Source organism: Verrucomicrobiia bacterium, assembly GCA_035577545.1.
Taxonomy (GTDB): domain Bacteria; phylum Verrucomicrobiota; class Verrucomicrobiia; order Palsa-1439; family Palsa-1439; genus Palsa-1439.
This window is the reverse complement of the sequence record DATLVI010000010.1, coordinates 1-11,296: the sequence shown is the minus strand read 5'-3', so window position 1 is coordinate 11,296 and position 11,296 is coordinate 1. Positions and strand designations below refer to the sequence as shown.

Genomic DNA, 11,296 nt, shown 5'->3' with positions numbered 1-11,296 from the left:
TGGTGGGAATCCTATACAAAACAAATTGGCCCGGCAACATAATGCCGGGCCAAAAGGAAGGCGAGCTGGATGATCAGGCGGATTTGCGCCGGCGAACCAACATCCCCAATCCCGCTACGGAGCATAAGGCTAACCCCATAACCACGAGTGACGTACTCGCCGGCTCCGGCACTCCCGAGAAATTCGCGATGCTGACCATATTCGTGTTCGGGGCGGCTTGAAGGATTTCGCGCATGGCCAGACCAATTTCACCGGAACTCTGGATACCCAGCGCCGCGAAGGTGTTGGTATAAGCCAGCGTAGGGCCAATCTGAGAGCCGAGTGCGCTTCCGGGATCCGTGCCCGTAGTATGGCTGAAGACCTTCCCATTGATGATGAAGGTGCCGCCGCTGACTGTCATATCCATTGTAAGTCGATACCACGCGACCTCCCCGAGGCCTCCGGACAAGGAGGTCGACTGAAGAGTTGTCATGGCCGGACCGTTCATGTCCGCAATCGACAATATGTTGTTATCCGTGTTACCGGCGTCGGAAAGCATAAGGGCCAGACCGCTGTTGGTTGGGAATCCCTCGTTGTAGAGGAATACGAATCCGCCCTGCTTGGTGTTGTTGAACTCCTTGAACAAGATGTCAGCGCTCAGACTGAGATTGCCCGAGAAGATATTATCAGGAGTCGCAGTGGTCGGATTTGTATCGTAGAGCGTGACCGAGTTGGAGCCACCCGCTCCCACCGTGCCGACAAAGTTCAGGGCAGTGTGACCTGTGGGCCCCAAATCAAAACCGCGGTTGATGCCCTGCTGACGAACCAATGGCCCGATGTCTCTGAACAACCCGGAGGTCGGAGGATTATTATTGTTGTAGTCAGCGTCGCTGCTGAAAGTGATCGGTCCAAATGCTGCAACGCTCGCGCTAACGGTGGTCAGAAATAATGCTATGCCCACCCAAATTACTCGCATACCCGCCTCCCACTGATCCCCTGATTCGATTCGGCTGCGTAACTCTCGCTTCTTTATGACCCGCTGCCCTTGTCGCAAAACTCTTGCAAATTGTCAGTAGAGAAACCGCTCCGGCATGGATGCTTAAGGGGTGGCAGACATATATCCAAGTAAGTACAATGCCTGCAGGGCGGTTAGCTGCCTAAAGATAATTCTCTTTTTTTGACTCCGCTGTCAGGTCTCACGCACGTTCCAGAATCAGCGCCCCGCCTTGTCCCCCGCCCACGCAGGCCGAAGCAACTCCCGTCTTGAGGTTGCGGCGCTTCATTTCCTTCAACAGAGTCAGCACAAGTCGTGCGCCGCTGGCACCCACGGGATGACCGAGTGCGATTGCACCGCCATTGACGTTGAGCAGGTCGCGGTTGATTTCCATGCCGAATTCCTTGCGCATCACTAATTCCACTGCCAACACCTGAACCGCAAACGCTTCATTGATTTCCAGAAGTTGGATGTCTTTCCACTTCACGCCCGACTCCTCCAGTGCCTTCGGGATGGCGTAGGCCGGCCCGATCCCCATTCGCCGCGGATCCACTCCCGCGAAGGCGTAGCCGCGCAGGTATCCGAGCGGCTGAAAACCTTGCTTGCGCGCCTTTTCTTCTTCCATGACCAGCAACGCCACCGCGCCATCAGTGATCTGCGACGAGTTGCCGGCGGTCACGGTCCCGTTGTGCTTGTCGAACACCGGCCGCAATTTCGTCAGCGCTTCCATCGTCTGGTTGTCACGCACACCATTATCTTTGTCCACGTATTGGCCTTTCGCCAAATAAACCGTGGCCATCTCTTCCGCCAGTTTCGCCCGCGCTTTCACCACCTTCTGGTGCGAATCGAGGGCAAACGCATCCTGTTGTTCGCGGGTGATACCGTAATCGCGATACAGCACCTCTGCCGTCTGGCCCATGTTGAGTCCGCACACCGGATCCGTCAGCCCGAGCATCACGCCGATCCTGGGTTTGAAATCGCTCGGACGAAATGACAACATGGCGCTGAGCTTCTTCAGCGACGACTTCGCCCGCAAGAGCGCCGCGAATTTGTCCGCCGCCGCCGTCGAATACAGCAGCGGGATGTTCGACATGCTCTCCGTGCCCCCAACCACAAACGCGTCCCCCTGGCCCGAGACCATTTTTTCGTACGCGCTGGTGATGGCCTCAAAACCGCTCGCGCAATTGCGATGCACGGTGTAGGAGGGAATCTCTTTCGGCAGTCCTGCATTGAGCGCTATGACCCGCGCAATGTTCGCGGCCTCCGGCGGTTGCGCGACGCAACCAAAGATCACCTGCGAAACCTTGCGTGGGTCGAACCCCGTACGCTCCAGCAATTCGCTCACGACGATGCGACCGAGTTCCTGCGCGGGGAGCGACTTCAAATCCGTCCCCGCCTTGGAGAACGGCGTCCGAATCCCGTCGATGATCGCCAGTCGGGTCATCGGAAAATCTCTGCGAAAAACTCCTTCATCGCTTCCCACGATCGTTTATCGGCGTGCTCGTTGTAGGCCGCACCCTTCGAGTTGTCGTTGCCGGCATCAGGCCGCGTAAAGCTGTGGACGGCGCCGCTATAATAAATCATCTGCCAGTCCACCTTGGCGGAACGGAGTTCGTCTTGCAGCGCGGCCACATCGGCGGCCGGTACATACGGATCATCCGCACCCTGGCAGAGCAGCACCTTGCACTTGATGTTCTTCGCGTCGCGCGTCGGCGTGTCGAGTCCCCCGTGGAAGGTAACGATGCCGGCAACATCGGCCCCGCTACGCGCCAGTTCCAACACGGTGGTGCCCCCGAAGCAATAACCAATGGCGGCGATGCGCTTCGGATCAACCTGCGGTTGTTTCTCCAGCACATCGAGCGCAGCATTGACCCGGGCACGGAGCAATGTGCGGTCGCCCTTGTACTTTCCGACCATCCCTCCCGCTTCTCGGGGGTCTTTGGGACGCACACCCTTACCGTAAATGTCCGCCGCGAACGCGACATACCCCAGTTTAGCGAGCATGTCGGCCCGCATTTTGGCGTAGCTATCACACCCCAGCCAATCGTGCACGACGAGCACACCCGGCCGTGGCCCCTTCACACCGTCGTCGTAGGCGAGATAACCTTCGAGTGTGGTGTCGCCTTGTTTGTACTCAATGGCTTCGGTATGCAATGCGGCGTAAGAGTTCATGGCAAAAAGCCCCGCAAAAAGAATGGTAAGTTGCGTTTTCATAGCGCCTTCACGCTAACATGCTCGATTCCCTGGTGCAATCCGGGAGCGATAACTCATTCCTTTGGCCGCGCATCCAAGACGCGGACTTCCTTCAATGAGCTTTCCAGTTTGATGCGCTTGAGCATGTCGTCCAGCGAATGGATCTCGATGCGATTGGGCGTCAACTCGATCTCGGTCTGAAAGCGCGTACGAATCTTCTGTTTAAGACGCTCGACGTCCGACCCGTTCTCAGGCGCGACGTGCAGAATCAGCTCGTCCACGTCATGCGGATCATCGTGGGCCTTACGAATCTCCAACTGCCACTCGCCGACCTCGGCCGTGTCGTCGAGAATCTGCTGGAGCGAGTCGAAATTGACGAGCGTACCTTTCAGCTTTTCCAGTTGTAATTCCTTGGTGCTGGACGCGCGCCCGATCTTGCCGACGATACGCGGCACCGTACGCCCGCAATACGGGCACGGTTCCCAGGTAATTCCGCCGTCCACATAATCGCCCGTGCGATAGCGCAACACGACCGTGCCGCGCGCGTCGAGCGGTGTGTACACCAGTTCGCCCGGCTCGCCCTCGCCCTTGACTTCGCCCGTCTCGGGGTCAATCACCTCCATGATGCCCAGGTCGGTCAGTAGGTGATAACCGCTCCATTCCCCCGGCGGCGTCGGGCATTCACCCCACGCCAGGCGCGCCTCTGTAAAGCCGTACGTCCCGCAAACGCGCACGTCCCCCGCACCCATGTCCTGTAACATGGAAACCATTTTGCGGCGGATACCCTGTGGCGACTTCTCCCCGCCGAGGACGATCTTGCAGACCTGCGGCCACTTGCGGCCTTGTTCGTGCGCTTCGCGGATCACATGGTAAACAAACGTCGGGATGCCGACAATCGCCTCGGGCTTGATCTTCTCGATGAGGTTGATGTTGCCGTCGGTACCCATCACCTTCCCGCCGCCCGAGCTGACGAGCAACATGCCAAACTCCAGTCCCGCAAACACGACCTGCCAGAATGCCAGGTGTGGTGCGTAGGGAAACATGTTCACGCCGCGCATCTTCGTCGTCGCGCCGAATACCTGGATGATTCGCGCGCCGGCGGTGCGGAGATTGCGCATGTCGTGGTCGGTGTACGTGAAGGCCACGGGTGCCGCGCTGCGACCCGTGGTGGCAGTCAGGAAGATTGGGCGATACTCGCGCTCGAAACGCCGTTCCACCGCGCTGCGACCGCGCAACAACGCCTCCGCGACGACACGGGGACGATGTTTGAGCACCGAGATATCCGGCGTGATGATGAACTCGCGGAATTTTTCTGGCTGTTCCGGGGTCGGGAGCAAATCAGCTTTGCTCGTGAACGGAAGACGCCGCAAATCATCGACCGTCTTGATGTGCCGCGGGTCGATCTTATGCTCGGCGAAGAGCTTCTTGTAGTAGGGACTGAACGGGCCGATGACCTCCGTAAAGTAGTGGTGAAGCCTCTCGTTCTGGATGCGGCGCTGCTCCACCGGCGTCAGATGGTCCCATTTCATCGTCCCACCAGCCCCTTCAGCAGGGGCAACGCCGCCTGCGCCGCCTCTTCCCCGCAACGAATGTAACGCTCAGGATGATAAAAGTCGTACCAGACACTGTCGGCGAGAATCGGGCGAATCACCACGTCGGCATTGGTACAGGCGACTTCGGCCATGCGCGACTGCATCGCGTGCATGGAGCGCATGTACACGTTGATCAGGCTGGTCGGGGTCTCGACAACGGGACCCGTTTCGCGCATGCCGCCTTTGCTTTCTTTCCGCGACGCCAGCGACCTCTCGTTACGGTAGCGTTCGCGCTGTTTCATCTCATCTACGTTGGGAATCGTGTTGACGGCGATGATCTTTGCGACACCGGCATGCGCGAGCACTTGCACGGGCACCGGATCGGTGATGCCACCGTCGATCAACGTGTGGCCATTGGTCACCACAGGACGAAAGACGCCGGGAATCGTGATGCTGGCGCGGATCGCGTCGATGAGCTTGCCGTCCTGGAAAATAACTTCCTCAAGTGTGTTGATGTCGCTGGCAATGATCTTTAGCGGAATGAGCGTATCGGCGAACGTCAGCCCGTTCACAATCGAATGCAGGAAATTGTACACCTTGATGCCGCGAAAGATGCCGGCGCCGGGAAACATCGGGTCCAGCAGTTTCAGGAACGTGCGCTTGTCGCGTATCCGCTTGGCGATCGCCTCCATCTCGTCGGCGCTCTTTCCAACAGCCCACGCCGCCGCGATGAGCGCGCCCATCGAACTGCCAGCCACCATGTCGATGGCGATCCCCTCACGTTCCAGCACGCGGATAACCCCAATGTGTGCCAGGCCGCGGGCCCCGCCCGTCCCGAGCGCCAATCCAACCAACACATTGCCCAACTCGCGCGCCATGCGCCGCACCACCAGGCTGTACGGCTCCATCGGCTTGCGAATCGCGTAGGGGGTCCCATCCACGGCCTCGACAACCTCGGACTCGGGAATCCAGCGCAAGAGATACGAGATCGGCTGTCCGACCTTTCGCTCGGCTTCTTCCACGTACGGCGCGCTGGCGTCACCGACTGCTGTGAGGATCACTCGCACCTGCGGCCCACGCGCCGCTGCGTGGGAACGGAAATCCTCCAGCAACAGCCGGGTGCGGTAGAGATGCTCGTCGTCGTACTTGGCGATGACGAACACCTGGTCCGATTGCACGAGGCAAGCGAACACGGACGCGGAGACTGCGTTCGGAAGATCGCAAATCACGTAATCGTACTGCTTCACGAGATGGCCGAACACCGGCGCAATGAGCGCGATCTCGCGCTCGTCGCCCACGAGATCAAGATTCAAGCGGTCGTAACCGAGCGGGGAATGCACCGTGATGTCTTGCAGCCCGAGGCCGCTGCGGAAATCGAGGCGCTCGCAGTTCAACAGCGGTACGCCGCGCTGCCGGCCGCTAAAATCGAGGAGCAGCACGGGCTCGCGCGTTTCGTGGGCAAGGCTGGCAGCCAGGTTGTGCGCGAGGGTCGTCTTCCCCGTGTCGGGCAGGGAGCCGTAGAGCGAGATGATTATGCTCCGCTTGGCACGATATTTCTCTTCACGAAGTTCCTTGATTCGATGACCCAGCCGTTGGCTGAAGCTCACCGCCACGCGCGGGTCGCGATTGACCACGGAATCGAAATCTTCGCGCGGGATTTTCAGGAGCATCGAATCGTTGAGCGCGCGCACATTCGCCCAATGCGTCTCCCCGCTCAGCAGCGGCATCTCCCCAAAACAATCGCCATCACAATAGGTGGCGAAAATACGGTCCCGTCCGCTCTTGAGCCGTGTGTACGCCTGGAGTCGACCCGAAACGACGACATAAAGCGCATCGCCAGGGTCATTTTCGCGCACGACAAGGTCGCCCTTCTTGACCGCGACAAATTCAGCGCGCTCAGCCAGGCCCTTCATCAGCTCTTTGCCAAGGCTGGCCAGAACTGGCACGCTTTCAAGTACTTGGAGTTTGTGCTCCATGCCGCAATCCTTCCCACCAACACTCTGTCTCGACGTGAGCGTTTAGGCTCACTTCCACCACAATTATAGTAAAGCAAGCCGTGGGCCGAATCAATGGCCAGCGGCTTGATTCTGAAGGAGTTCGATAAGCCGCAACGTGGTCTTGCCGGCGATTTCCAGGCTGCGCGAGCTGATCTTGTCGAGTGTGTCCTTCTCTGTATGCCAATAATCGTTAAGGCCCGGCTTGCTACCGAATTCAAAGTCAATCAGATCAACGGCTGGGATTCCCGCCCGCATGAATGGCACGTGGTCGTCAAGGATCCCATTCCCGCCGTAGGCGAAGTAGTCACGGAACCCCGCCGCGCGCGAAGCGTCAAAGGTCTGCGGGATCAGCGAGCCGTTGACGGTGATATTCAAATTCTTGTCGCCGATCATATCCAGCAACACCATCGCCTTGACCTGGCCGATTTGATTCCTGCCTTTGAGATCTTCGATAAAGAACTTGCTCCCCCACAGCCCGTCCTCCTCGCCGTACTGCTGCACAGCCTCTTCGCCGTCAAAAAACACAAACCACAGGCCCGGCTGCTCGGCAGCGATGCGCGCGATTTCCAGCAGCGCACCCGAGCTGGAGCCGCCGTCGTTGGCGCCGACGAACGTGATGTTCGTAAAGAACTTCGTATCGTAGTGCGAACCGATGATGATCACGCGATTGGGGCGGGCCGGCTGCACGCGCGTCCTGGCCACAATATTCCGAAATTGCTTTGGCCCGAGGGGCGTCGGCGCGATGAAGACTTGTTCCTCGGTAGCCAGCCCGTATTCCTCCAACTGGGTCTTGATGTAAGTAGCCGCGCGTCCAAGCCCATCGCTTCCGCTGGGTCGCGGCCCATAACCGACAAGTTTTTCAACATGCCGGTACGCCCGCTCGCCGCTGTACTGTTGCCAGGGAATTGGCGGCGGCGGTCGCGACCCGCCACAGCCGCAAACGAGCCCGACGATAAGGACGAAGCCTAGTCGCCGTGCCATTGTTCCGCCCAGGCAATGCGTCGCGCGAGCGACGGGTGATCGTGCAGGAGAAACTCAACAACCGGATGCGGTGAAAGATCCGCGAGATTCTGCTCCCCGAGTTTCCGCATGGCGCGTATGAACGCGTCGCGATTTGCAGTCAACTCCAGCGCCGTGGCGTCCGCTTTCCATTCACGGGAGCGGGAGAAAGCGTTATTCAGCGGCATCGCCACCAACCCAAAAACAAACAGGCACAGTGCTAACAGCGGGAATGCGGCGATGTCCCAGACGTGGTCGTACCCGAGTCGGGTCATGCCCCAGTGCAACCCGAGGTCGGCGACTTTGAGTCCAACGAAGGTCGTCACCGTTCCCCAAGCGATCATCTTCGTAATGTCGCCGTGCTGGTAGTGCGCCATCTCGTGCGCCATGACCACCTCAATCTCGTCCTCCGCAAATTTATCCAGCAAGGTGTCGCCGAGAATGATGCGCTTGGTGGTGCCAAGTCCCGCGAACGCCGCGTTGGCTTTCTTCGTCTTCTCGCTCATCCCCATCCGGTAGACCCCAAGGACTTTTGCACCGACCCGTTGCGCGAGCGCCGTGAGCTTCTCGCGTAACGGCTCGTTTTCCAAGGGCTGCAATTTGTAAAAGAGTGGGAGAATCAGCACGGGAAAGAGCGCCGACATCGCCACGCCAAACACCAGGAAGAAAAGTCCAGCGCCAACCCACCACCAGTCGCCAGCGCGTCGCAAAAGGAAATACAGAACGTCCAGTAGCACGACACTCAGCAGCAAATTCAACCCGAGGGACTTCAGTTCATCGAGCGCCCACGCACCGAGGCTTTCGTTGGACAGCCCGAACTTATGTTCGAGATGATAGTCGCCAAGATAGTTCAGCGGCAAAAATAGCAACTTGGTCGCGATGATGACCACCGCGCCATAAATCGCGACGTGGATCCACGGGTTCGGCGAGATGGATTGCACTACGCTCGCAAGGATGTCCGAACCTGCCCAATAGAGAAACACGATGAGCGACAGGATGGTGTACACCGTCTCCACCACAAAAAGAAAGTTGTGGATCGCCTCGTAGCGTTTTGCGCGTTGCTGTTGGCTGGGTTCGTCCATTTCGGCACTCGGCGAGCGCCCTAGAGATTGTCGATGCCGAGGATGCCGAGCAGGCGCGCCAGATCGTCGTTCCCGTAATATTCGATCTCGATCCGTCCCTTTTTCTTACCGTGATAAACGCTGACGTGGGTGCCGAGCTTCTGCTGCAGTCGCTCTTCGACCGCCAAAACGTGCGTCGATTTCGCCACCCCACCGAGTGTGCGCGCGCGAACTTTCGCTTCCCCTTTGAGCTGTTCTACGAGTTGTTCCGTCTCGCGCACGGTGAGATTGCGCTTCAGTACGCGCTCGGCAACCAGCCGCTGCTCCGCGGGATTGGCCAGCCCGAGAATCGCCTTGGCATGACCGACACTGAGCCGGTCATCAGCGATCCACGACTGCACTTCCCCGGGTAAACCGAGCAATCGCATCGAGTTAGCTACCGCCGCGCGGCTTCGACCCACTTTTTCGGCGATTTGCTCCTGAGTAAGCTTGAACTGCGTGGAAAGTTGTTCGTATGCCCGCGCCTCTTCAACCGCATTGAGATCTTCGCGCTGCAGGTTTTCGATGAGCGCGATTTCAAGCACTTCCTGGTCGTTCGCCTCACGAACGATCGCGGGAATCGTCGTCAGCCCCGCCTCGCGCGCCGCTCGCCAGCGGCGCTCGCCCGCAATCAGTTCGTAGCGGTGCGTGCCATCGGTTGCGGCAACCGGTCTTACCAGCAACGGCTGAATAACGCCGCGCTGCTTGATGGAATCCGCCAGTTCGCGTAGTTGCTCCGGATCAAAATCGGTGCGCGGCTGAAAGCGGCTGCGTTCGATGGTATCGATGCCCAGATGGCGAACCGCGTTGCCGTCGCTGTCGCTGCCGGTGCTGGCCATTCTCGAGCCAAGTGGTTGGACTACGTTCGTCGCGGGGGGCACGATAGCGACTTCAACGTGAGGAGGTTCGGCCGCCACGCTGCGAACAACCCCGCCACTAATCAGTGAATCCAATCCCCTACCCAACGCCTTCTTTGTCATGGTGGAAATCCCACCTCCTTAATACCACCGTATTTAGCTGGAAACCAGCGCCCTGTCGAGCAGAAACCGCCGCTTCGACCGCCAATAGTCCTTGCCGCTCCCGCGCAAAACTGCTTTCATCAAACCAACCGAAACCAGCGAGGAGAACCAGCCCATGATTACGCGAAGAGATGTTCTTGTGGCCGTTACCGCGATCGGTCTGACTACAGTGGCGATGACACTCGCCGACTCGGTCGCGGGTCCCATTCTTCATTGTTCCGTCTTCAATTGGGCCGATCTGAAGATGGAGGCGACCAAATATGGTGCGCGCCGACAAGTTTTTGATTCGCGCACAGCCATTCTGGATCAGCTCGAGGTTCACGTGACCACGCTCAACCCCGGCGAGATGCCTCACCCGGGTCATCGCCACGCGGGCGAAGAGTTGGTCATCATTAAAGATGGCTCACTGGAGGCTGTGCAAAACAGCGCAACCAACCACGTGGATGCCGGCGGCGTGATTTTTCAGGCTTCCAACGAATACCACAGCCTTCGTAATGTCAGCCGGACGCCCGCGATCTATTATGTGATTAAGATCGTACCGCCAGGCGTGAAGGATAACACTCGCTAATCATGTCTTCCGCTTCTGACACCCGTATCCGCTGCGGCTGGTCCATGAATCATCCGCTGATGATCGAATATCACGACACCGAGTGGGGCGTGCCGGTACATGACGACCGCAAGCTGTTCGAGTTCCTCGTGCTCGACGCCGCGCAGGCCGGCCTGAGTTGGCAGACGATCTTGCTGAAACGCGAAAGCTACCGAAAGGCGTTCGACAACTTCGATGCGGAGAAAGTGGCGCGCTATACGGAGAAACGCATCGAGAAGCTGTTGACGAATCCGGGCATCATTCGAAATCGGCTGAAAGTCCGTTCGGCCGTACAGAATGCGCAGGCATTCCTGAAGGTGCGTGATGAATTCGGCTCGTTCGACCGTTACATCTGGCAATTCGTCAGCGGCAAACCGCTTGTTACGCGCGTCAAGTCGATGAAAGAAATCGTCGCCACCTCCAGCGAATCCGATGCGATGAGCAAGGACCTCAAAGCTCGCGGTTTTACCTTTGTCGGCTCTACGATTTGCTACGCCTTTATGCAAGCGGCCGGTATGGTAAACGACCACCTCGTCACCTGTTTCCGCTACCGCGAAGTGCAGCGCTGACCGCGGGCCTTGTCACGCGCCGGGGTTGTGCTACACTGCAACCCCAATGAAGATTCGCTCATTGGGGGTGATTCCCGCCCGCTACGGTGCTCAACGGTTTCCAGGCAAACCGCTCGCGATGATTGCCGACAAGACGCTCGTCCAACGCGTCTACGAGCAGGCGGCCAAGGCCAAACGGCTCGACAAGGTCATCGTCGCCACGGAAGATACCCGCATTCTCGAGGCCGTCGAGGCGTTCGGCGGTGATGCGATGCTTACATCTCCTGACTGTGCGACGGGAACCGATCGCGTCGCGGAGGTTGCGGTTGCTTACGACTGCGACCTGGTC

At 58.8% G+C, this 11,296-nt stretch carries 12 protein-coding genes; 3 read left to right on the top strand and 9 right to left on the bottom strand.

Going from position 1 to position 11,296, the window contains the following annotated elements; all coding sequences use genetic code 11:
* Nucleotides 1-73 precede the first annotated feature (73 nt).
* From VNL17_03095 to VNL17_03055, 9 genes are all read right to left on the bottom strand, one after another.
* Nucleotides 74-955, bottom strand: coding sequence for a PEP-CTERM sorting domain-containing protein (locus VNL17_03095; protein HXI83058.1), 882 nt, complete (start codon nt 953-955; stop codon nt 74-76).
* A gap of 220 nt (nt 956-1,175) precedes the next feature.
* Nucleotides 1,176-2,417: a thiolase family protein gene (locus VNL17_03090; protein HXI83057.1), complete on the bottom strand. Its 1,242-nt coding sequence runs from the start codon at nt 2,415-2,417 to the stop codon at nt 1,176-1,178.
* Nucleotides 2,414-3,187: a dienelactone hydrolase family protein gene (locus VNL17_03085; GenBank protein HXI83056.1), complete on the bottom strand. Its 774-nt coding sequence runs from the start codon at nt 3,185-3,187 to the stop codon at nt 2,414-2,416. The genes VNL17_03090 and VNL17_03085 overlap by 4 nt, the downstream gene beginning before the upstream one ends.
* Before the next feature lie 53 nt (nt 3,188-3,240).
* Nucleotides 3,241-4,695, bottom strand: a complete 1,455-nt coding sequence (locus VNL17_03080) for an AMP-binding protein (GenBank protein ID HXI83055.1) — start codon at nt 4,693-4,695, stop codon at nt 3,241-3,243.
* Nucleotides 4,692-6,674: a patatin-like phospholipase family protein gene (locus VNL17_03075; GenBank protein ID HXI83054.1), complete on the bottom strand. Its 1,983-nt coding sequence runs from the start codon at nt 6,672-6,674 to the stop codon at nt 4,692-4,694. Before VNL17_03075 ends, VNL17_03080 begins: the two co-directional genes overlap by 4 nt.
* A gap of 90 nt (nt 6,675-6,764) precedes the next feature.
* Entirely contained in the window at nt 6,765-7,676 is a 912-nt protein-coding gene (locus VNL17_03070; GenBank protein ID HXI83053.1) for a M28 family peptidase, read from the bottom strand.
* A complete protein-coding gene (locus tag VNL17_03065; protein HXI83052.1) occupies nt 7,661-8,776 on the bottom strand; it encodes a M48 family metallopeptidase in 1,116 nt (371 codons plus the stop codon). Before VNL17_03065 ends, VNL17_03070 begins: the two co-directional genes overlap by 16 nt.
* A gap of 20 nt (nt 8,777-8,796) precedes the next feature.
* Nucleotides 8,797-9,774: a ParB/RepB/Spo0J family partition protein gene (locus VNL17_03060; GenBank protein ID HXI83051.1), complete on the bottom strand. Its 978-nt coding sequence runs from the start codon at nt 9,772-9,774 to the stop codon at nt 8,797-8,799.
* Nucleotides 9,775-9,807: 33 nt separating this feature from the next.
* A complete protein-coding gene (locus VNL17_03055; protein HXI83050.1) occupies nt 9,808-9,930 on the bottom strand; it encodes a hypothetical protein in 123 nt (40 codons plus the stop codon).
* Between VNL17_03055 and VNL17_03050 the strand changes: the two genes are divergently transcribed.
* The 3 genes from VNL17_03050 to VNL17_03040 all read left to right on the top strand — a co-directional run.
* Entirely contained in the window at nt 9,929-10,381 is a 453-nt protein-coding gene (locus VNL17_03050) for a cupin domain-containing protein (GenBank protein ID HXI83049.1), read from the top strand. The genes VNL17_03055 and VNL17_03050 overlap by 2 nt on opposite strands.
* Before the next feature lie 2 nt (nt 10,382-10,383).
* Complete coding sequence (locus VNL17_03045) at nt 10,384-10,968, top strand: DNA-3-methyladenine glycosylase I (GenBank protein ID HXI83048.1); 585 nt, start codon at nt 10,384-10,386, stop codon at nt 10,966-10,968.
* Between the two features lie 46 nt (nt 10,969-11,014).
* Nucleotides 11,015-11,296 (top strand): 3-deoxy-manno-octulosonate cytidylyltransferase (locus VNL17_03040; protein ID HXI83047.1); only part of this gene is annotated, 282 nt, incomplete at its 3' end.